General features: G+C 64.7%; 17 protein-coding genes and 2 pseudogenes. 11 read left to right on the forward strand and 8 right to left on the reverse strand.

Annotated elements, in window-relative coordinates; translation table 11 throughout:
• Positions 1 to 65 precede the first annotated feature (65 nt).
• The gene (locus P6U27_RS02020; RefSeq protein ID WP_122400443.1) at positions 66 to 1,229 is read right to left on the reverse strand and encodes a hypothetical protein; all 1,164 of its coding nucleotides are present in this window, start codon (positions 1,227 to 1,229) and stop codon (positions 66 to 68) included.
• Between the two features lie 329 nt (positions 1,230 to 1,558).
• Between P6U27_RS02020 and P6U27_RS02025 the strand changes: the two genes are divergently transcribed.
• Positions 1,559 to 2,182, forward strand: a complete 624-nt coding sequence (locus tag P6U27_RS02025; protein WP_407193598.1) for a LuxR C-terminal-related transcriptional regulator — start codon at positions 1,559 to 1,561, stop codon at positions 2,180 to 2,182.
• 75 nt (positions 2,183 to 2,257) lie between these two features.
• Here P6U27_RS02025 and P6U27_RS02030 read toward each other — a convergent pair whose 3' ends face one another.
• The 3 genes from P6U27_RS02030 to P6U27_RS02040 all read right to left on the reverse strand — a co-directional run bounded on the left by P6U27_RS02030 (position 2,258) and on the right by P6U27_RS02040 (position 3,822).
• Positions 2,258 to 2,506: a hypothetical protein gene (locus P6U27_RS02030; RefSeq protein ID WP_122400445.1), complete on the reverse strand. Its 249-nt coding sequence runs from the start codon at positions 2,504 to 2,506 to the stop codon at positions 2,258 to 2,260.
• Between the two features lie 51 nt (positions 2,507 to 2,557).
• Positions 2,558 to 2,968: an Hpt domain-containing protein gene (locus P6U27_RS02035; RefSeq protein ID WP_122400446.1), complete on the reverse strand. Its 411-nt coding sequence runs from the start codon at positions 2,966 to 2,968 to the stop codon at positions 2,558 to 2,560.
• 155 nt (positions 2,969 to 3,123) lie between these two features.
• Complete coding sequence (locus P6U27_RS02040) at positions 3,124 to 3,822, reverse strand: Crp/Fnr family transcriptional regulator (RefSeq protein WP_174221622.1); 699 nt, start codon at positions 3,820 to 3,822, stop codon at positions 3,124 to 3,126.
• 362 nt (positions 3,823 to 4,184) lie between these two features.
• Here P6U27_RS02040 and P6U27_RS02045 point away from each other — a divergent pair, with 362 nt between their 5' ends.
• From P6U27_RS02045 to P6U27_RS02075, 7 genes and pseudogenes are all read left to right on the forward strand, one after another.
• Complete coding sequence (locus P6U27_RS02045) at positions 4,185 to 4,565, forward strand: response regulator (protein WP_407194540.1); 381 nt, start codon at positions 4,185 to 4,187, stop codon at positions 4,563 to 4,565.
• 413 nt (positions 4,566 to 4,978) lie between these two features.
• A pseudogene (locus P6U27_RS02050) lies at positions 4,979 to 7,788 on the forward strand (chemotaxis protein CheW).
• A gap of 24 nt (positions 7,789 to 7,812) precedes the next feature.
• Positions 7,813 to 8,286 (forward strand): chemotaxis protein CheW, encoded by a 474-nt coding sequence (locus tag P6U27_RS02055; RefSeq protein ID WP_407193599.1) that lies wholly within the window; start codon positions 7,813 to 7,815, stop codon positions 8,284 to 8,286.
• A gap of 32 nt (positions 8,287 to 8,318) precedes the next feature.
• Positions 8,319 to 8,705, forward strand: a complete 387-nt coding sequence (locus P6U27_RS02060; protein WP_129146386.1) for a response regulator — start codon at positions 8,319 to 8,321, stop codon at positions 8,703 to 8,705.
• A 62-nt stretch (positions 8,706 to 8,767) separates the two neighbouring features.
• Positions 8,768 to 9,646: a CheR family methyltransferase gene (locus P6U27_RS02065; RefSeq protein ID WP_407193600.1), complete on the forward strand. Its 879-nt coding sequence runs from the start codon at positions 8,768 to 8,770 to the stop codon at positions 9,644 to 9,646.
• Positions 9,647 to 9,648: 2 nt separating this feature from the next.
• On the forward strand, positions 9,649 to 9,966 hold the full coding sequence (locus P6U27_RS02070; RefSeq protein ID WP_122400451.1) for a PilZ domain-containing protein: 318 nt from the start codon (positions 9,649 to 9,651) through the stop codon (positions 9,964 to 9,966).
• Positions 9,967 to 10,107: 141 nt separating this feature from the next.
• Entirely contained in the window at positions 10,108 to 10,611 is a 504-nt protein-coding gene (locus tag P6U27_RS02075; RefSeq protein WP_122400452.1) for a response regulator, read from the forward strand.
• Here P6U27_RS02075 and P6U27_RS02080 read toward each other — a convergent pair.
• Complete coding sequence (locus P6U27_RS02080) at positions 10,608 to 10,934, reverse strand: hypothetical protein (protein ID WP_122400453.1); 327 nt, start codon at positions 10,932 to 10,934, stop codon at positions 10,608 to 10,610. The genes P6U27_RS02075 and P6U27_RS02080 overlap by 4 nt on opposite strands.
• 149 nt (positions 10,935 to 11,083) lie before the next feature.
• On the opposite strand from P6U27_RS02080, the gene P6U27_RS02085 reads away from it, so the two are divergent.
• Positions 11,084 to 11,719: a response regulator transcription factor gene (locus tag P6U27_RS02085; protein WP_129146383.1), complete on the forward strand. Its 636-nt coding sequence runs from the start codon at positions 11,084 to 11,086 to the stop codon at positions 11,717 to 11,719.
• Between the two features lie 83 nt (positions 11,720 to 11,802).
• On the opposite strand, the gene P6U27_RS02090 is transcribed toward P6U27_RS02085, so the two are convergent.
• Together P6U27_RS02090 and P6U27_RS02095 are read right to left on the reverse strand one after the other, a co-directional pair.
• A complete protein-coding gene (locus P6U27_RS02090) occupies positions 11,803 to 15,408 on the reverse strand; it encodes a PAS domain S-box protein (RefSeq protein ID WP_407193601.1) in 3,606 nt (1,201 codons plus the stop codon).
• Positions 15,386 to 15,805: a response regulator gene (locus P6U27_RS02095; protein ID WP_407193602.1), complete on the reverse strand. Its 420-nt coding sequence runs from the start codon at positions 15,803 to 15,805 to the stop codon at positions 15,386 to 15,388. The genes P6U27_RS02090 and P6U27_RS02095 overlap by 23 nt, the downstream gene beginning before the upstream one ends.
• Positions 15,806 to 16,070: 265 nt before the next feature.
• Between P6U27_RS02095 and araD the strand changes: the two genes are divergently transcribed.
• Together araD and P6U27_RS02105 are read left to right on the forward strand one after the other, a co-directional pair.
• Complete coding sequence (gene araD / locus P6U27_RS02100; protein ID WP_407193603.1) at positions 16,071 to 17,810, forward strand: L-arabinonate dehydratase; 1,740 nt, start codon at positions 16,071 to 16,073, stop codon at positions 17,808 to 17,810.
• 96 nt (positions 17,811 to 17,906) lie between these two features.
• A pseudogene (locus P6U27_RS02105) lies at positions 17,907 to 18,625 on the forward strand (ribonuclease activity regulator RraA).
• A 79-nt stretch (positions 18,626 to 18,704) separates the two neighbouring features.
• On the opposite strand, the gene P6U27_RS02110 reads toward P6U27_RS02105, so the two are convergent.
• Positions 18,705 to 20,807, reverse strand: a complete 2,103-nt coding sequence (locus P6U27_RS02110) for a S9 family peptidase (RefSeq protein WP_407193604.1) — start codon at positions 20,805 to 20,807, stop codon at positions 18,705 to 18,707.
• Positions 20,808 to 20,892 lie beyond the last annotated feature (85 nt).

The following is a 20,892-nucleotide window of genomic DNA, read 5'->3' on the forward strand; positions in this document are numbered from 1 at the left end:
GGATCGCTTCCTGTGCCTGCCGCGGTAGCCGCGCGCAACGTGTTGCTTCGCGACCGAACCCCGATCTAGTTTTGCCCGATCAATTTGCGGAACGCCGCCGCACCGTCCTGCATCGCGTCGCGGCCCTTCCAGGCGAGATAAGTCAGCTTGCCGCCGATCGTGTCGTGGCTGCGCAGGCGGCGCGAGCCGAGGATGTGTCCGACATTGGACGGGAAGCGGCTCACCTCGGCGGACACCAGCGCTGCGATCGCGTCCATCAATTGCCGGAGACGAATGCCCCACTCGCAACTTTCGATGCCGTCGATGCGGACCTTGAGCGCATATTCGGTGTCATAGATTTCGGCGAGCAGGTCGCGGGCGATCAGCACCCGGTTGTGCCGGAGCGCGAAGCGAAGCGCGAGACGCTTGTCGTCGAGCCGGTCGAGGACCATGGGAACGACGCAGGCATAGGGCGTGGCGGCAACGTCTGCGGCGGCCTTGCTCGCAGCGGCCTTGGTGGCGAGCCGCACCAATTGCCAGGACGTCTTCAGGCGCCGCGCCACCAGCGCCAGCGCGAAGGGCACCGCATGGGGATGCGCCTTCTTGAAGGCGTCGAGTTGCGCGGTGATCTGCGCGACCCGGCCGTCGTCGAACTTCGCGATCTTCTCGGGCAGCTCCTCGTCGAACTTCGGCAGCGCATCGCCGGCGCGCAACACATGCAGCATCTTCACGACGTCATCGAAGGCGGTGCGCGAGGCCGTGTATTGCGCGAGTTTGGCACGCGCAGAGTCGGCGCTCTCTGGCGAGGTGAGCGTGCTCTCGAGGACCTTGACGACCTTGGTCTGGAAGGTCGAGGCGATCTTCTGCACTTCCTTCGGGTTGTTGGCCGCGACCTGGTCGTTGATCGCCTTGATGTAGTCGCGCGCCATGGTCGGCAGCAGGTCGCGGCAGATCCATTCCCAGATCGGAGTGAGAGTGTTGCGCGAGATCCGCCCCATATTGGCATGCTCGGGCGCGCCGTCGATCAGCAGCAGCTCCAGCGGCGCGAAGAAATAACGCGAAGGATTGGTGGCGCGCGCCTGGGTCGATCCGTCCTTGCGGAACTCGGCGCGCAGGCGGGACTGGATGTCGGCCGAACCCGGCATGTCGATGCCGCACAGCTCGAGCCGTTCGAGCTCGCTGAGCAGACAGCTGCGCGACAGCGGCGTCAGCCTCTGCAGGAATTCCGACAGCCGATCGATCTCGTTCATGGCACGCAATCTTTCGCAGCGTGTCCCGCGGGCTTGCGGGCCCAATGCGTGGAGGCATTTGCGCGCTCTCAACCTCCCTAGAGAAGCAAGCCGCCGTTAATTATTCCGTAAACCCGGGGCGGAGGTCAGGGGAAGGCCGCGGCCAAGGAGTCCTATCCGCTCAGCCCAGATCTTGGGGAAAGCTCAACCCTTGCATGGTCGGGTGCAGCACCGCGCAAGCATAAATTGTGCCGAAGCCGCTATTTTTGCGCAAAATGGCCTAAATCACCGTAGTCTTACGGAGCAAAAAGTTAACCACAGACAGGCCCAGGTTCCGCTAAATCAGTGACATGGGGTCACAGAATGATACGGCCGGCGATTCGCGGCCGTCGGAATGGCACGAAGGCAGCGCTGCTTCCGCTGAAGAGCCCGAGTTCGTCCGCCTGAGCGCCGTCCGTGCCAAGGCAGCCGACGAAATGGCCGCTGCCATCGCCCGCGAGCTCAACGGCCCCCTGACGGCGCTCCTGCTCTACATGGGCGAGATCAAGCATCACAGCGACCAGCTCGCGCCCGCTACCGGCGATCGCGCCTATTTGCAGCGGGTGGTGGAGAACGCGCTGGCACAGACCGAACGCGTTTGCGGTCTGGTCAAACGGCTGGCCGGCCCTCACAAGGGCGGCCTGCCGATCCCGTCCGGCACGGAGGAGGCAGAATCGAAGGCCGCCCGCGTGCTGCAGCCGCAGCGCCTGCCGAACGCCGAACTCCTCGGCCCGTCCGGCCAGAAGCGGCTGACCAAGCGCGAACGCGAGGTGCTGAGGCTGATCAGCGAGGGCTACTCGAACAAGCAGGGCGCGCTTCGCATGCAGATCAGTCCGCGCACCTTCGAGAGCCACCGCGCCGAGGCGATGCGCAAGCTCGGTGCGCGCAACACCGCGGACCTCGTCCGCGCGGCGCTGCTGCATGCGATCGACTAGGTTTGAGCGGGTCTATTGCGCCGCCGCAGGCGGTGCGGACGAAGCTCGAGACGTTCTCGAGAACTTTGGAAACGCTCAGAAATAATCTTCGGCGAACGGACGTGCGCGCGCGGCGGGACGCAGCGGCTTGATCTCTTCCTTCGGCGCGTTCGGAATGATCGTGATGGTCCAGCGTGGAGGCATGCTCGATTCCTGCTCCAGCACCGAACGCACGAAGCCGGTCACGGTCGACCCGCCGGCCTTCACCGTCGCCATCCGGCCATTGAACTGTGCAATGCGGAAGCGACGAACCTCCTTCTGGTCTGCGGTCTCGTAGGTGAACATGGAAAACCCTCCTGGTTTTCCAGGACTATCGCGACCCATGATTAGCCATCTCTAAAAATCCCAAACCGTAGAAGTACGGCGGATTTTGCGCGGCGGCTCCTGCGCGCGGGCGGCGGCATAGGCGGCATCCATCCGGTCAAGGAGAACGCGGAATTCCGTCTCGCCGAGACCCTCCGTGGTTTTTTCCAGCCGCAACGCCAGCGCTGCGAGCCTGACATAGCCGAACGTCCCGGCCGCGCTCTTCAGCGAATGCGCTTCCCGCGCGATCCTGGCGTGGTGCTGCAAAGGCGAGAGCGTGCGGAACAGTTGCAGGCGCACGCAGGTCTCGCTCCAGAATACATCGCGCACTTCAGAGGCGCCGTCCTCGCCGATCTCGCGCACCAGCGCTTCGTATGCGCGCGGCTCGCGCGCAGGTTCGGCATCGAGCGCCTTCTGTGCAGGCGCGACGGTTACGTCAAACATGGCCTGCCTTGATCAATCACGTTTCGTTGGCGCGCGGCACGTGCCGGCGCGAGGCATGCCCCGTGTCTACCGCATTCGAATTTCAGTTCCGGTAGCAGGATGGCCCGTGTTTGCAGGTCGGCATTAGCCGGCCGTTTACCAATCGAGCGCGGCGATCAGCGCGTGCCGAGCAGGCGGTCGTACTGGGCCTTCACGATGGCGTAGCACTCGCAGGCCGTCTGGCGCAGGCCGTCCAGATTGGTGATCTGGATGTGTCCGCGGCTGTAGTGGATGAAATTGGCCTGCTGCAAGGAGTTGGCGACCAGCGACACGCTGTTGCGCCGCGCCCCGATCATCTGTGCCAGGGTCTCCTGGGTCAGCAGCAGTCGGGAGTCGCCCGACAGATCGTGGGTGTGCAACAGGCACCGCGACAGCCGCGATTCCACCGGATGGGCGGCGTTGCAGCCCGCGGTCTGCTGCACCTGGGCGTAGACCGCCAGCCCGTGGCGCGCGAGCAACGTGCGCAGGGTGCTGCTCTGGTCGGCGGCGATCCGCAGCCGCTCCAGATCCACCACCGAGGCGACGCCGGGAACCAGCACGATGGCGGTGTTCAACGCACACGCATCGCCCATGGTCGAAAGCGTCCCGAGCAAGCTGTCGCGGCCGATCATGGCGACTTGCACATGCTCGCCCTTGGCCAGCTCCACCACCAGCGAGATGACGCCGCGGTGGGGAAAATAGGCGCGCTCGAGCGCCTCACCGGTCTCGACCAGCACGGCGTCGTGGGGCAAATCGACCGTTCGCAGATGCGGGCGGATCAATTCATAGTCGTCTGCCGACAGTGCAGACAGGAAACCGTTGGGTGAACGCACCATCGTTCCCAAAGCTGCCTCCCCGGTTCCCTGCACTCCTCGAAGCGCGGCGTGAAATCACGCCCTACCCGGGTAAGTTGTATCATGTTCATGCCGGGATATGTTGGCGATTGGGGACAAGTTGTCCGTCCTTCGTGATCGGTCTGCGACGCTGCCCCGACGTCGGCATACAGCGATTGCGCGATGCTCCCGTCACGGCACGGCTCCCATCGGGCACAGGCGGTGGCGAGCAGTTGCAGCAACTGATTGGGCGGGTGGCCGCTCGCGGTCATGCAGGTTCAATCCAGCGGGTTCGATAGACGATCGGCGTGGCCTCCGTCCGTCATTCAGTTGCGTGGCGCATAAACAATACTAACCTAAGAGTTGTGGTGTCGTCCATATACCCGTTGGAGGGCAGACGGGGTCTCATTTGCGGCGAGGGAGGTGAATCCGGACTGCGCGCCCTCGAGGGCGAACTGGTCGACCTGATGATCATCGATATCTTCATGCCGCACATGCGCGGGTTCGAATCGATCCGGATCTTCCACGACCCGGCACCCGCTGTTCCGCTGATCGCGATGTCCGGCTACGCTTTCGCAAATCTGAACTCGCCCGCACCTGATTTCCTCCGGATGGCGCTGGAGCTCGGCGCCGCACGCTGTCTGCGCAAGCCGTTCACGCCGCACGCGCTGCTCGCCGCCATCAGCGATTGCCTGGCAGAGCACCGCCCCGACGGCGACATTGCCTCGGCCGCGCGGCTCGGTTAGCGCGGCACGAGCCGCTTCGGCCGTAGGGTAACCGTTCGTTTACCTCAAGCGCGCGGACCGCGCAGGTCGCGGCAACACCGCAAAAGGCGGATCACGAGTGTGCCGCAGCTTGTGTGGCTCGGGCCAATGCCCTGCATGCCGTCTCTATCGTTCTTCATGAGCAGGACTTTCCCGCGCGCCTCGCCGTTATCGGTCTTAGCTCGCATGTCCCTTCGCTGGGGCGCGGAGCCGCTTTTGCCGAAAAGCGCTGCAGCATGCAGTCGACCCGCAAACTTCTCTTCAATATCCGTAGTAGCACGGAGGATGAAATTAACGGGACTGTGAAATGGGATGTCTAACGATCCAGGCTAGGGGCGTCCATGCCCACGGTGGCTCAGGCGTCGCGTTCGGGTCCAGTCAGTAAGGCGTAGCTCATGGATGATCTGTTGCGGGAGTTTCTGACGGAGACCAGCGAGAGCCTGGACACCGTGGACAACCAGCTGGTGAAGTTCGAGCAGGAGCCGAACAACGCCAAGATCCTGGATAACATCTTCCGCCTGGTCCACACCATCAAGGGCACCTGCGGCTTCCTCGGCCTGCCGCGGCTGGAAGCGCTGGCGCATGCCGGCGAGACCTTGATGGGCAAATTCCGTGACGGCATGCCGGTGACCGGGCAGGCGGTGACGGTGATCCTGTCCTCGATCGACCGCATCAAGGAGATTTTGGCAGGTCTCGAGGCGACCGAAGCCGAGCCTGAGGGCAACGACCGCGACCTCATCGACAAGCTGGAAGCGATGGTCGAGCAGGGCATGGCGGCGATGTCGGCGTCGGCCTCGCCGATCGCGTCCGGCTCGGCGCAGCCGATGCCGAGCGGCACCATTCCGGTTGCTGACGCTCCGCCGCTGGCGCCGGATGCCCCGGCTGCTGCGCCGGCCAAGCAGATGACCACGGGCTCGCTGGTCGAGCAGACCCTGGAGCGCCCGTTGCGTCCGGGCGAAGTCTCGCTCGACGAGCTCGAGCGCGCCTTCCGCGAGACCGCGATCGAAGCGCCGGTGCCTGTTGTCAAAGCTGAGGCCGCGCCTGCGCCGGCCGCCGAAGCACCGGTCGCGAAGGAGGCGGCAAAACCCGCCAAGCCGGCGCCGAAGAAGTCGATGGCCGACGAGACGGCGAGCGAGGGCGACCGCGTCGCCAACCAGTCGATCCGCGTCAACGTGGATACGCTGGAGCATCTGATGACCATGGTCTCCGAGCTGGTCTTGACCCGCAACCAGCTGCTGGAGATCTCCCGCCGCAACGAGGACACCGAGTTCAAGGTGCCCTTGCAGCGCCTCTCCAACGTCACCGCCGAGCTGCAGGAGGGCGTCATGAAGACGCGCATGCAGCCGATCGGCAATGCCTGGCAGAAGCTGCCGCGCATCGTCCGCGACCTCTCGAGCGAACTCGGCAAGCAGATCGAATTGGAGATGCACGGCGCCGACACCGAGCTCGACCGCCAGGTGCTCGACCTGATCAAGGACCCGCTCACCCACATGGTGCGCAACTCCGCCGATCATGGCCTGGAGACCCCGGCCGAGCGCCTCGCCAGCGGCAAGGGCGAGCAGGGCACCATTCGCCTCTCCGCCTATCACGAGGGCGGCCACATCATCATCTGCATCGCCGACAACGGCCGCGGCCTCAACACCGAGAAGATCAAGGCCAAGGCGCTCTCGTCAGGTCTCGTCACCGAGGCCGAGCTGGAGAAGATGAGCGAAGCCCAGATCCACAAGTTCATCTTCGCGCCGGGCTTCTCCACCGCCGCCGTCATCACCTCGGTCTCGGGCCGCGGCGTCGGCATGGACGTGGTGCGCACCAACATCGACCAGATCGGCGGCACCATCGACATCAAGAGCGTGGCCGGCGAGGGCAGCTCGGTCACCATCAAGATCCCGCTGACGCTCGCCATCGTCTCGGCCCTGATCGTGGAAGCCGCCGGCGACCGCTTTGCCATTCCGCAGCTCTCGGTGGTCGAGCTGGTCCGCGCCCGCGCCAACAGCGAGCACCGCATCGAGCGCATCAAGGACACCGCGGTGCTGCGGCTGCGCAACAAGCTGCTGCCGCTGATCCACCTGAAGAAGCTCCTGAAGATCGACGACGGCGCCGCCAGCGATCCCGAGAACGGCTTCATCGTGGTGACGCAGGTCGGCAGCCAGACCTTCGGCATCGTCGTCGACGGCGTGTTCCACACCGAAGAGATCGTGGTCAAGCCGATGTCGACCAAGCTGCGTCACATCGACATGTTCTCCGGCAACACCATCTTGGGCGATGGCGCGGTGATCATGATCATCGATCCCAACGGCATTGCCAAGGCGCTCGGCGCCGCCGGCTCCTCGGCCCACGACATGGCGGATGACGCGGCCGGCCATCACATCGGCTCGGGCGAGCAGACCACCTCGCTGCTGGTGTTCCGCGCCGGCTCGTCGCAGCCCAAGGCGGTCCCGCTCGGCCTCGTCACGCGCCTGGAAGAGCTGCCGGCCGACAAGATCGAGTTCAGTAACGGCCGCTACATGGTGCAGTACCGCGAGCAGCTGATGCCGCTGGTCGCCATGGAAGGCGTCACCATTGCCGGCCAGGGCGCCCAGCCGATCCTGGTGTTCGCCGATGACGGCCGCTCCATGGGCCTCGTCGTCGACGAGATCATCGACATCGTCGAGGAACGGCTCAACATCGAGGTCGGCGGTTCGGGTTCGGGCATTCTCGGCTCGGCGGTGATCAAGGGCCAGGCCACCGAGGTGATCGACGTCGGCCACTTCCTGCCGATGGCGTTCGCCGACTGGTTCACCCGCAAGGAGATGCGGCCGTCGATGCACTCGCAGTCGGTGCTGCTGGTCGACGACTCTGCGTTCTTCCGCAACATGCTGGCGCCGGTGCTGAAGGCCGCCGGCTACCGCGTCCGCACCGCGGGAGGCGCGCAGGAGGGCCTCGCCGCGCTGCGCGCGCAAAACTTCGACGTGATCCTGACCGACATCGAGATGCCGGACATGAACGGGTTCGAGTTCGCCGAAGTGATCCGCGCCGACAAAATCTCGCCGCGACGCCGATCATCGGCCTCTCGGCGCTGGTGTCGCCGGCGGCGATCGAGCGCGGCCGCCAGGCCGGCTTCCACGATTATGTCGCCAAGTTCGACCGTCCCGGTCTGATCGCGGCGCTGAAGGAGCAGACCGCGGGCGCCGCCGGCGCCTCCGAGCTGAGCCGGGCGGCGGCGTAACCAACGGGATCAGGAGACACGCTGATGAGCAGCAAGATCCACGCCAGCGAAGGCACCATGGTCGAATACGTCACCGCGATGATCGGCGGCCAGCTGTTCGGGCTGCCGATCTCCCGCGTCCAGGACGTGTTCATGCCCGAGCGCGTCACCCGCGTGCCCTTGTCCTCGCGCGAGATCGCCGGCGTCTTGAACCTGCGCGGCCGCATCGTCACCGTGGTCGACATGCGCGCCCGTCTCGGCCTGCCCAGACCGGAGGACGGCAAGACGGCGATGGCGGTCGGCGTCGACCTGCGCGGCGAATCCTACGGCCTCCTGATCGACCAGATCGGCGAGGTGCTGCGCCTGCCCGAGGACGGCAAGGAGGAGAACCCCGTCAACCTCGACCCCCGCATGGCCAAGCTCGCCGGCGGTGTCCACCGCCTCGACGGCCAGCTCATGGTCGTCCTCGACGTCGATCGCGTCCTCGAGCTCGAAACCAAAGTGCAGATGGCGGCGTAAGCCAACGAAAACATCGAAGCCGGAGAACCAAAATGAAAACGTGTTTGGTCGTCGATGATTCCAGCGTCGTACGCAAGATCGCGCGCCGGATCCTGGAAGGCCTGGAATTCGAGGTCACCGAGGCCGAGGACGGCTCGAAGGCGCTCGAGATCTGTCGGCGCAAGCTGCCCGATGCCGTGCTGCTCGACTGGAACATGCCGGTCATGGACGGTTTCGAGTTCATGGGCCACATGCGCCGCCTGCCCGGCGGGGATCAGCCCAAGGTCGTGTTCTGCACCACCGAAAACAACGTGGCGCATATCGCTCAGGCACTCTCTGGCGGCGCCAACGAGTACATCATGAAGCCCTTCGACAAAGACATCATCGCCGACAAGTTCGCTGAAGTTGGTTTGATCCCGGTCGGACAAGCCATGGTCTGAGTGTGTCTGGCCCAAAGTGTTTGGGCCAGAGTGTTTCCAGTACAGCTTCGAAGAGGCCATCCGTGACCCCGACCGAGTACGAGTATCTGCGTAAGTTTCTGAAAGATAATTCCGGTCTCGACCTGTCCGCAGACAAGCAATACCTGATCGAAAGCCGCCTGCTGCCGCTCGCCCGCAAGGCCGGGCTTTCCGGCATCGCCGAACTGGTGCAGAAGCTGCAAGCCGGCTCGCGCGCGCTGATTACCGACGTGGTCGAAGCCATGACCACCAACGAGACCTTCTTCTTCCGTGACAAGGTCCCCTTCGATCATTTCCGCGACCACATCATGCCGGAGATCATCAAGGCGCGCGCCGGCAAACGCAGCGTGCGGATCTGGTGTGCCGCCGGCTCGACCGGCCAGGAACCCTATTCGCTGGCGATGTGCCTGAAGGAGATGAGCGCGGCCCTCACCGGCTGGCGCGTCGAGATCATCGCCACCGACCTGTCGCAGGAGGTGCTCGAGAAGGCCAAGGCCGGCGTCTACAGCCAGTTCGAGGTGCAGCGCGGTCTGCCGATCCAGATGCTGGTGAAGCATTTCAAGCAGATCGGCGAGACCTGGCAGATCAATCCCGAATTGCGGGCGATGGTCCAGCACCGGCAGCTCAACCTGCTGCACGATTTCGCCCAGCTCGGCACCTTCGACGTCATATTCTGCCGCAACGTGCTGATCTATTTCGACCAGGGCACCAAGATCAACATCTTCAACCGTCTGGCGCGCCAGATCGAGCCGGATGGTTTCCTGGTGCTGGGCGCCGCCGAAACCGTGGTCGGACTGACCGATACGTTCAGGCCAATTGCGGAGCGGCGCGGCCTCTACAGGCCGAACGACCCGCGTGCGGCAGCGGCCAAGCCGGTTCTCGCCGCAGTGGCGCCGCGCATGGCGGCGATGGCGGGACGCTAAGCATGGCTGAAGATGGCAAGGGCGCGGAGCGCGTGACGTTCAGCCGAGGTTATGATGTCTGCATCATGGCTATCGACGGCACCTGGCGGCGTGACTGCAAGCTCAACGCGATCTCCGACACGGACGCCGTTCTCACGGTGGAGGGCTCGATCCAGGGGTTGAACCTGAAAGAGTTTTTCCTGCTGCTGTCGTCGACGGGCCTCGCCTACCGTCGCTGCGAGCTGGTCCGCGTCAACGGCGCCGAAATGGACATCCAGTTCCTGCGCGGCAAGAACAGGAAGAAGCGCGGTAGCGCCGGCGGCCACGACGCCGCGGCGTGATCTGGCCGCAGCCGTCGCCGCTTTTTTCGACACCTTGCTTCACAATTGCTGAAAATATCCGAATCAATTGGCCGCAGCAGCTTTACGCGGCCTAAGCGCGACCCGTGTATCCATCGAAGGTCTCAATCTCAGGATACGGCAATGCCCAGAAGTCCTCTTTCCCCCATCCCTTCAAACCTGCCCGACGTCGCCGAGCGGCGTGCGCTTCAGCTCCTGGTGGTCGACGACGACGCCACGCAGCGCCGCCTGATCACGGTCGCGGCCAAGCAGGCCGGCCACGAAGTCACCGTGGCGCCATCCGTGGCGGATGCGATCGAGAAGCTGCGCGCTGGGCGCTTTGATTGCGTGACGCTCGATCTGGTGCTGGAGGATGGCGACGGCATCGACGTGCTGCGCGAGATGGCGAGCGCGAAATTCACCGGCTCCGTGATCGTCATCAGCGGCATGGACGGCAAGCGCCGCAGTGCCGCCCGCAGCTTCGCCCGTTCCGTCGGGATCGAGCTTCAAAGTTTGCCGAAGCCGCTGGATCTCGCGGCGCTGCGCATCAGCCTCGCCAATCTGGGCAAGACCGCGATGGGGCTGCCGGCGATCCACACCTGGGGTGGTGTCGCCAACGACGCGATCGTGGAACGGCACCGCGCCTAAAGCGCGGAGCTGCCATGCGATCGGGCGCGGTCGCCCGCCGCGCTTCCGGATTCCGACAGGCATTGCAGGGCGTGGCCGAGGCCCGCCAGGCAGGCGTTGAGGGCCGCGTTAGCGATGGCATAACGGGGCGTGACGTCGTCGAGCAAGAAAACGCCCGCGGAACCTTCCGGATCGCTGCCGTGTTCTTGGTCCATGGCCGCGGCGATCCGGCGCATGCTGGTCTCGATCTGTGCGATCAGCAAGCGAAGGTCTGCCGCAATCAACTCACGGCTCTCGCTTTCGGGCATTGCGACAGGAGGCGGCGTATCGGCCAAATTCAGCATGGATATTCTCCGTCTGATGCAATTAGGCGCCATGCCGCTACTTGTGCGTTAAGTCCATGTCCCGTACAAATACGGGTGGGCCGAATCCGCGCCGAACGCCACAAGTGTTGGCGCGGACGCTAGTCCTTCATGCCAACCGGATGTGGCAAATGGCCGAACAAAGCTCTCGCGGTGAAATCTTCGTGGTCGACGACGACCCTGCCGTCCGCGACACCCTGTCGATGGTGTTGAAGGCGGCGGGCTATGAGGTCATCTGTTTTGCGGACGGCGCAGCGCTGCTCTCCGTCGCGCGAAACCGCACACCGGCTGCGATCCTGCTCGACGTGCATATTCCCGGAAAGTCGGGTCTCGACATTTTGAAGGAGTTGCAGGGCGAGGATTATCCGGCGCCGATCTTCATGATCTCCGGGCAGGGCGACATCGCGATGGCGGTGGGCGCGATCAAGGGCGGCGCGCTCGACTTCATCGAGAAGCCGTTCCGCGGCAGCGAGATCGTCGGCCGGCTCGACGAGGCGATCGGCGCCTATGCGCGCAGGCAGGCGGAGAACGCGTCTCCGAAATTCGGCTCGCTGCATTTCCCCGGACGCGAGCCGTTGACTCGGAGGGAACGCGAGGTGCTGGAGCAATTCGCCTCCGGCGCCTCCAACAAGGAAGCCGGCCGCACGCTCGGCATCAGCCCGCGCACGATCGAGGACCACCGCGCCAACATCATGAAGAAGCTCGGCGCGCGCAACGCCGCCGACCTGATCCGCATCGTGATGACCGCGGCCCAGCGCGCCTCGTAGCTCGCAAGGTCTTTTTCTCTCGTGCCCCGGACGCGGCGCGTCACGTAGTGATGCACCGCAGAGCCGGGACACGCGATGGCGCCCTATGCTTGCAGCGCCTTGCGGATGATCCGCGCCAGATCCGATTTGCGATAGGGCTTTGCGAGCAGCAGAACACCCGAATCCAGCCGGCCGTGGTGGATGATTGCGTTCTCGGTGTAGCCTGACGTGTAGACCACCTTCAGATCGGGGCGCGTCTTCTGAAGCTCGTCGGCGAGCTGCCGTCCGTTCATCTTGCCGGGCATGATGACGTCGGTGAACAACAGGTCGAACGGCTTTCCGGCGGCGACGATCGCGAGCGCCTCGGCGGCGTTTGCGGCCTGCAAGGTGACGTAACCCAGCGAATGCAGTTGGGCCAGCACGTAGTCCCGCACCAGCCGGTCGTCCTCGACGACCAGAATCGTCTCGTGTCCACCCTCGATCGTCGCTGGCGTCACGCCCTCGCCGATCGCTGTCGGCGTCTTGCCGGGCGGCAGATACATCTTGATCGTGGTGCCGTGGCCCTCCTCGCTGTAGATCTTGATGTGACCTGCGGACTGTTTGATGAAGCCGTAGACCATCGAAAGCCCGAGCCCGGTGCCCTTGCCCGGTCCCTTCGAGGTGAAGAAGGGCTCGAACACCCTGGTCAACATGTTCGCAGGAATCCCGGTGCCGGTGTCGCTCACGGCGATCAGCATATAGTTCCCCGGCGGCACGTCGTTCGCGCTGGCATACGCCTCGTCGAGATAGGCGGCGCCGGTCTCCAGGATCAGCTTGCCGCCGCCGGGCATCGCGTCGCGAGCATTGAGCGCGAGGTTCAGGATCGCGGTGGTGAGCTGGTTGGGATCGACGATCGCGACGCAATTCTCGTCCTCAAACACCGATTCGATCTGGATCTGCTCGCCCAGCGTCGGCCGCAACAGTTTCGCGGTGTCGACGATCAGCGAGTTGATGTCGATCTCGCGCGGCTGGAGCGGCTGCTTGCGTGCGAAGGCGAGCAGGTGCTGGGTCAGATCGGCGCCGCGCGCGGCGGCCTCGTCGATCATTTTCGTGATGGCCGCGAGCTGCGGCTCCTTCGCGACTGCCTCCGCGAGAATCTCGATCGTCCCGGTGATGACGGTGAGAATGTTGTTGAAGTCATGCGCCACGCCGCCGGTCAGCTGGCCGACGGCCTCCATCTTCTCGGCATGGCGGATGCGCTCCTCGGCGGCGATCTTGTCGGTGAGGTCGCGGTAGAAGACGTTGAACAGCAGGCCCTCGCGGCGCTTCAGGGCGGTGACGCTCAGCTCGGCCTTGAATTCCTTGCCGTCCCGGCGGCGGCACATCAGCTCGCGGCGGCGGTTCAGCATCCTGCTGTCCATGTTCTCCAGGAATTGCTTCAGCCCCGCCCTGACCCTCTCGCGTTCACTCTCGGCGACGATGAGATCGATCGTGTTCTTGCCGAGCACCTCGTCGCGGCGCCAGCCGAACAGCTGCTCGGCCCGCGAGTTCCAGTTCAGGATGTTGCTGGTCTCGTCGGTCTGCACGAAGGCGTCGAGCGAGGTCTCGACGATGTTGCGGGCCAGCCGCTCGCTCTCGCGCAGCGATTCTTGCGCGAGCCGCGCTTCGGTCATGTCGCGTCCCGCAAAGAAGAAGCGATGCGCCGGCTCGGACCAGCTGCCGAGCCAGGACAGCCAGACCTCGCGGCCGCTCTTGTGGAAGCAGCGGGTGTCGGCGAGCTTGATGCGCTCGCCGCGACGCATCGCGCGCATCTCGGCGCGGCACTGCTCCAGATGGTCGGGATGAATGAAGTCGGCGCCGCTGCGGCCGATCATCTCGTCCGGCCGATAGCCGAGAATGGTCTCGCTGCTCGGACTGATCTGCGCGATATGGCCCCGCGCATCCATGATCATGATCAGGTCCTGCGACGTCTCGAAAATCTGGCGCCGCTCTTCGAGCTGCTGCTGCAGCGCCCGCTCGGCGCGCCGCGCCTCGGTCAGGCTGCGCGCGCTCCCGGAGGCGCCGATGATCTCGCCCGACGGTCCCCTGATCGGCGACAGGCCGAGCGAAATCTCGACCGGCGTTCCGTCCTTGCGCAGGCGCACCGTCTCGAAGCGTTCGATCGGCTCGCCCCGCGCGATCCGCCGCAAATAGTCCTTGCCGTGCTCGCGGCGATCGGGCGGCACAATGATCGACGTGGGCTTGCCGATCGCCTCCTCCGCCGAATAGCCATAAAGACGCTCGGCGGCCGGATTCCAGCCCGTGATGATGGCATCGAGCGTCTGCATCACGATCGCATCGTCGGACGATTCCACCGCGGCACTGAACAGGTTCTCGCGCGCCGCGTGATGGCTTCGCGCGGCCTCGGTGCGTCGATGCTCCTCGACCTCTCGTTCGAGCGCGGCCGTTTTCGCCCGGGTTTCCTCGACCATCTGGGCAAAGGCCCGCGCCAGCACGCCGGTCTCGCCGCTGGCATCGACGGGTATGTCCGCCGGTCGGCCGCTGCCGATGGCCTCCACCGCCTTGGTGAGACGCCCGATCGGGCGGGTCAATGAGCGCGCCAGCAGAACTGCGAGCGCGGCCGCGGCGAGAACGGCAAGCACGCCGACGAGCAGGGACGTTTTTTGAATGGCGGCCGGCACGTGGCCGAAGACGGACGGGGGAATGGTCACGATGATGGCGACCCATTCCTTGCTCGCAAGCCGTGCCGGCGCGATGGCCGCACCGCTCGGCCGGCCCGACTCATCGGTTGTGAGCCGCGTGGCTACGTCCGACGTGCCGGCGAGGGCCGAGAAGAACGGAAAGTCATTGCGCCAATCGGTGGGATGGCCGTGCAATGAGCCGAATTCCCGCGTGCGGTCGGGGTGGACGAGATAGTCGCCGCGCGAATTCACGACGTACAGCTCTCCTCCCGAATTCCTGGTCGCGCGGATGCGGTCGAGCGCCGGGCGCATGTCGATATTGGCGATGACGATCCCGAACGGCTTGTTGTCCGGCGTGAACAGGGGTGTCGCGATGCGAAGAGTCGGAACGTGCGGCTCCGTGGTCCCGCCCTGCCGCGTGGCGAGATCGACAGGCGAAACATAGATATCGCCCGGCGCCAGCCGTATCGTTTCCTGGAAATAGGTTCGCTCGCCCTTGCTCTCCAGTTCGTCGTCGGGGACGATCCGGGCCGTTCCATTCGGGCCGGAGCGGTCAACGCGGACCAGCTCGCGCTGGTTATCGTCGAGACCGATGATGCGAAACTGCCCATAGCTGGGCTTGGCATCGATCTCGGCGACAAGCCGCGCCGCGATGCGCTCGCGCCAGGTTTTCTCGGAGACGCCGTCGGAAGCGTCTATTCCTCCACCGAGGTGAGCGCGGATCAGGCCATTGATTGCCGCGGCGGAGCGATAGCCGGTCAAATCGCCGCGAGCACCGGCGACGTAGGATTCGAGATTGGCTGCGAGCAGGCGCGACTGGGCCTCGACCCGCTCCAGCACCCGCGGAATGACGGCCTGTGTGGTGTTGCGATAGCCGAGCCATCCGACTGCGGCCACGGTGACCGCCACCAGCAGGATCATCGCGATGGCCAGCCGCGTTGCCAGCGTCGTCGCAAGTCTCATGGGGATATTCGCAGGAATGGCCGTGGCGCGGCGCCGTTTCTGCCTTGAAGAGGAGGTGTTCTTGTCATCGGCGGCCGGAGCGGACATGGGACCCCTCCGGCTCGCCCGCGGTCAGGCAATCATCGACTACGGCAAGCAGTGCGCCGGGTCGGAACGGCTTTCGCAGGCTTGCCACCGCGCCGAGCTTGGTCGCCATCTTCAGGAAGTCCGGCTCGGCATACGCATCCGGCGTAGCCGAACGGCCGGAGATGACGACGATCGGAATGGCCGGGGCCAGCGCCCGGATGTGACGCATCGTCTCCAGTCCATCCATGCCGGGCATGAAGATGTCGAGAAACAGCAGGTCGAACTGGAGGGCTTCGAACAACGCCAGCCCCTCGCGGCCATCGCCGGCGACCGTCACGTGATGACCAGCCCGTTCCAGCAGCAGCCGGATGGTCATCTGTACGGCCGGATCGTCATCCACGATCAGGATGTTGGCCACGTCTGAAATCCTCCGATATCGGATGGGAATGCCCCAGCGACCGCAAATCAAGCCATAAGGTATGAAACTGTTGCGCGGATTCTCGTCTGCCGGCAAGCACTTCGGAGCCGCTCCGGCCGGAGGCGCCGATTTATTGCGGTGCAACGGCGGGTATGCACGCCTGAGTGCATATCAGAGGCTCGCCTTTGTCCTGCTCAGCGCCTTGCCGGCGATGGACAGCCTGTGAGAAGAGCAGGGCGAATCCTCCGGACAGACAAGAAACAAAATGACAAACAAGAAAAAGACACCCGACCAGCTCCGCAGCGCGCGCTGGTTCGCGCCCGACGATCTCCGCTCGTTCGGCCACCGCTCCCGCGCGATGCAGATGGGCTACGCGCCCGAGGAGTGGAAGGACCGCCCGATCATCGCGATCCTCAACACCTGGTCGGACGCACAGCCCTGCCACATGCACTTCAAGTCGCGTGTCGACGACGTCAAGCGCGGCATTCTGATGGCCGGCGGCCTGCCGCTGGAATTGCCTGCGCTGTCGCTGTCGGAATCGCTGCTGAAGCCGACCACCATGCTCTATCGCAATCTGCTGGCGATGGACGCGGAGGAACTCTTGCGCAGCCATCCCGTCGACGGCGTTGTGCTGATGGGCGGCTGCGACAAGACCACGCCGGCACTGCTGCTCGGCGCGACCTCGATGAACGTCCCGGCGATCTATCTGCCGGCCGGCCCGATGCTGCGCGGCAATTGGAAGGGCAAGACGCTCGGCTCCGGCTCCGATGGCTGGAAATACTGGGACGAGCGCCGTGCCGGAAAGATTTCTGAGAAGGACTGGCTCGATATCGAGGCCGGCATCGCCCGCAGCTATGGCACCTGCATGACCATGGGCACGGCTTCCACCATGACCGCGATTGCCGAGGCGATCGGCATGACGCTGCCCGGCGCTTCCTCGATTCCGGCTGCCGACGCCAACCACATCCGCATGGCCAGTGAATGCGGTCGCCGCATCGTCGAGATGGTCTGGGAGGATCTGACGCCGAAGGTGATCCAGACCCGCAAGGCGTTCGAGAATGCGATTGCGGTGGCGATGGCGATGGGATGCTCCACCAATGCAATCATCCATCTGATCGCGCAGGCCCGCCGCGCCGGCCAGGACGTCGGCCTCGACGATTTCGAGAAGACCAGCCGCAAGGTGCCCGTGATCGCCAACGTCCGTCCCAGCGGCGCTACGTATTTGATGGAAGATTTCTTCTATGCCGGCGGCCTGCCGGCGCTGATGGGCCAGATCAAGCCGCATCTGCATCTCGACTGCATCACCGTCACCGGAAAGACGCTGGGCGAGAACATCGAGGGCGCCGAGGTGCATAATGCCGACGTGATCCGCTCCGTCGACAATCCCATCTATAAGGAAGGCGCGCTCGCCGTGCTCAAGGGCAATCTCGCGCCCGGCGGCTGCGTCATCAAGCCCTCCGCCTGCGCGCCGCGCTTCCTCAAGCATACCGGCCCCGCGCTGGTGTTCGACGATTATCCCTCGATGAAGAAGGCAGTCGACGATCCCAATCTCGATGTCACCGAGGATCACATCCTCATCCTGCGCAACGCGGGGCCGCAGGGCGGGCCGGGCATGCCGGAATGGGGCATGCTGCCGATCCCGACCAAGCTCGTGAAGCAGGGCGTGCGCGACATGGTGCGCATCTCGGATGCACGCATGAGCGGCACCAGCTATGGCGCTTGCATCCTGCACGTCTCGCCCGAATCCTATATCGGCGGCCCGCTGGCGCTGGTGCAGAACGGCGACCGCATCACGCTGGACGTTGCCGCACGCACCATCAATCTCGATGTCCCCGAAGCCGAGCTGGCAAAACGCCGCGCCGCCTGGAAGCAGCCCGAGCGCCGCTTCGAGCGCGGCTATGGCTGGATGTTCACAAAACACATCAAGCAGGCCAACGACGGCTGCGACTTCGATTTCCTCGAGACCGGTTTCGGCGCGCCGATCGGCGAACCGTCGATTTATTGATGCGTCGTTCCGGGGCGTGAAGCGAACCCGGAACCTCGAGATTCCGGGTTCACTCGCTAACGCGAGTGCCCCGGAATGACAGATGAGGATATACAAATGACAAAACTCAGCGAAGCCACCCGCAACAAGCTCAAATCCGTTTCCACCGCCACGGTCGCCACCGCCTTGTTCAAGCGCGGCCTGCGCATCCAGATGATCCAGGATGTGCGTCCCGTCGGCGCGAGCCAGCCGACCATGGTCGGCGAGGCCTTCACGCTGCGCTACATGCCGGCGCGCGAGGACCTCAACACCATCGAGGTCTTCAGGGATCGTTCCCATCCGCAGCGCAAGGCGGTCGAGGATTGCCTGCCGGGTGCCGTGCTGGTGATGGACAGCCGCAAGGACGCGCGCGCGGCCTCGGCCGGTGCGCTCCTGGTCACACGGCTGATGAAGCGCGGCGTCGCCGGCGTCGTCACCGATGGCGGCTTTCGCGACTCCGCCGAGATCGCCAAGCTCGGCATCCCCGCCTATCACCATCGTCCCAGCGCGCCGACCAATCTGACGCTGCACCAAGCGATGAGATCAACGTCCCGATCGGCTGCGGCGATGCGCCGGTGTTCCCCGGCGACGTCATCCTCGGCGATGCCGACGGCGTGATCGTGATTCCCTCGCACCTCGCCGATGAGATCGCGAACGAAACTTTTGAGATGACTGCGTTCGAGGATTTCGTCACCGAGGAGGTCGGCAAGGGCCGCGGCATTTTTGGTCTCTATCCCGCCACTGATCCGCAAACGCGCACCGATTTCGCGGAATGGCGGAAGAAGAACGGTCGCTAAGGCCCGCACTGCTCTAGGTGTTTAGTCCCGGCCCCCGCGCGCAATTGCGCACTGGCCGGGACGACGGCGGTGGGTGTGGCTACACCCCAGCCGCCGCCATCCCCACGGCCCACAGCGCGAACGCGTACACGATCGCGACCTCGTCGAGCCGCTCGAACCGTCCCGAGGCGCCGCCGTGGCCGGCGCCCATATTGGTGCGCAGGAGAACCGGGCCGCCGCCGGTCATGGTGGCGCGCAGGCGCGCGATCCATTTCGCTGGCTCCCAGTAGGTGACGCGCGGATCGGTCAGCCCGCCCATCGCCAGGATCGCGGGATAGTCCTTTGCCGCGACATTGTCATAGGGCGAGTAGGACAGGATGGTGCGAAAATCCTTCTCGCTTTCGATCGGGTTGCCCCATTCCGGCCATTCCGGCGGCGTCAGCGGCAGCGTGTCGTCGAGCATGGTGTTGAGCACGTCGACGAACGGGACCTCGGCAACGATGCCGGCGAACAATTCGCCGGCGCGGTTGGCGACCGCACCCATCAGCATGCCGCCGGCCGATCCGCCATGGCCGACGATCCGCCTGGCACTGGTATATTTCGCCTCGATCAGAGCTCGCGCGCTCGCGGCAAAATCGTCGAAGCTGTTCGTCTTCTTCTCGCGCTTGCCGTCGAGATACCAGCTCCAGCCCTTGTCGGCGCCGCCGCGGATATGGGCGATGGCGTAGACGAAGCCGCGGTCCACCAGCGACAGGCGGTTGGCGCTGAACGAGGCCGGCATCGCCATGCCGTAGGAGCCGTAGCCGTAGAGCAGCAGCGGTGCCGAGCCGTCGAGCTCGATCCCGCGGCGATGGAGGATCGAGACCGGCACCTCGGCGCCGTCATGCGCCTTCGCCATGATGCGCGTGGTGACGTAGTCGGCAACGTTGTGGCCTGACGGAATCTCCTGCCGCTTGCGCAGCACGCGCGTTCGTCTCGCCATGTCGTAGTCGTAGACCTCCGATGGAGTCGTCATCGACGAATAGGTAAATCGCAAATTCGTCGTCTCGAATTCGTAAGAGCCCATCGTGTCGAGCGAATAGGCGGCCTCGTCGAAAGCGATGGCGTGCTCTTCCCCGCCAGCGAGATCGCGGATCACGATCGCCGGCAGCGCATGCGCGCGCTCGAGCCGCACCAGATGGCCGGCATAGAGATCGAGGTCGATGATGTAGATGCCGGGGCGATATGGGATCAGATCGCGCCAGTTCTTGCGCTCGGGTGAGCTGAGCGGCGCGGTGACAATCTTGAAGTCGATGGCATCGTCGGCATTGGTGAGGATAAACAGTTCGTCGCCGCGGTCGGCCAGCGAATATTGCACGCCTTCCTCGCGCGCTGCGACGAGGCGCGGCGGCGCTTCGGGCTTGGCGAGATCGATCAGCCGCTGCTCGCTCGTCTCGTGATCGCCGCCGGCGATGACGCAGAAGCGGCCGCTGGTGCTCTCGTGCAGATGGGTGAACCAGCCGGCATCCTGCTCCTCATAGACCAGCGTATCGTCGGCCTGCTTGGTGCCGAGCCTGTGCCGCCACACCTGCATCGGCCGATGATTGTCATCGAGCTTCACATAGAAGAAGCTCTTGCAGTCCGCGGCCCAGACCACGCCGCCGTCGGTCTCTTCGACGAGATCGTCGAGATCTTTTCCCGTCGCCCAGTCACGCACGCGGATCGAAAAATACTCCGAACCTTTTGTGTCCGCGCTCCAGGCCTGCAGCTTGTGATCGTACGAGTGGCGGCTGCCGCCGAACTTGAAATATTTGTGGTCCTTGGCGAGCGCATCGCCATCGAGCACGATCTCGCCCTCGCCGCCGTCGCGTGGCATGCGGCCGAACAGCTCGTGCTGCCCGCCCTCGCGAAACCGGCGAAAATAGGCAAAGGGCCCATCCGGCGACGGCACGCTGGAATCGTCCTCCTTGATCCGCCCCCGCATCTCGCCCACCAGCGTCTTCTGCAGCGCCGCGGTATGGCCGAGCAGGCTCTCGGTGTAGCCGTTCTCCTCATCCAGATATTTGCGGATGTCGGGATCGAGCACCTTGGGATCGCGCAGCACCTCCTGCCATTTCTCGTCCTTCAGCCAGGCATAGTCGTCGGTCACGGTGATGCCGTGCCGGGTGAATGAATGCGGCCGGCGCGGGGCGACGGGCGGGGTCTTGCTGGCGGTGTTGGGCAAGTCGATCCTCGGAGCTGGGATGTGTCTTGCCTCTATATCAGATCGAATGTGGGGAATTTAAAGAAGGCTGCTGCCTCGCGCTCCC

This window comes from Bradyrhizobium sp. STM 3566 (assembly GCF_045571445.1).
In the GTDB taxonomy this organism is placed as follows: Bacteria; Pseudomonadota; Alphaproteobacteria; order Rhizobiales; family Xanthobacteraceae; genus Bradyrhizobium; species Bradyrhizobium vignae.

Bases quoted from the DNA above. Each gene is read 5' to 3' on its own strand.
- P6U27_RS02020 (WP_122400443.1), bottom strand. From the start codon at position 1,229: ATGAACGAGATCGATCGGCTGTCGGAATTCCTGCAGAGGCTGACGCCG.
- P6U27_RS02025 (WP_407193598.1), top strand. From the start codon at position 1,559: ATGGGGTCACAGAATGATACGGCCGGCGATTCGCGGCCGTCGGAATGG.
- P6U27_RS02030 (WP_122400445.1), bottom strand. From the start codon at position 2,506: ATGTTCACCTACGAGACCGCAGACCAGAAGGAGGTTCGTCGCTTCCGC.
- P6U27_RS02035 (WP_122400446.1), bottom strand. From the start codon at position 2,968: ATGTTTGACGTAACCGTCGCGCCTGCACAGAAGGCGCTCGATGCCGAA.
- P6U27_RS02040 (WP_174221622.1), bottom strand. From the start codon at position 3,822: ATGGTGCGTTCACCCAACGGTTTCCTGTCTGCACTGTCGGCAGACGAC.
- P6U27_RS02055 (WP_407193599.1), top strand. From the start codon at position 7,813: ATGAGCAGCAAGATCCACGCCAGCGAAGGCACCATGGTCGAATACGTC.
- P6U27_RS02060 (WP_129146386.1), top strand. From the start codon at position 8,319: ATGAAAACGTGTTTGGTCGTCGATGATTCCAGCGTCGTACGCAAGATC.
- P6U27_RS02070 (WP_122400451.1), top strand. From the start codon at position 9,649: ATGGCTGAAGATGGCAAGGGCGCGGAGCGCGTGACGTTCAGCCGAGGT.
- P6U27_RS02075 (WP_122400452.1), top strand. From the start codon at position 10,108: ATGCCCAGAAGTCCTCTTTCCCCCATCCCTTCAAACCTGCCCGACGTC.
- P6U27_RS02080 (WP_122400453.1), bottom strand. From the start codon at position 10,934: ATGCTGAATTTGGCCGATACGCCGCCTCCTGTCGCAATGCCCGAAAGC.
- P6U27_RS02085 (WP_129146383.1), top strand. From the start codon at position 11,084: ATGGCCGAACAAAGCTCTCGCGGTGAAATCTTCGTGGTCGACGACGAC.
- P6U27_RS02090 (WP_407193601.1), bottom strand. From the start codon at position 15,408: ATGTCCGCTCCGGCCGCCGATGACAAGAACACCTCCTCTTCAAGGCAG.
- araD (WP_407193603.1), top strand. From the start codon at position 16,071: ATGACAAACAAGAAAAAGACACCCGACCAGCTCCGCAGCGCGCGCTGG.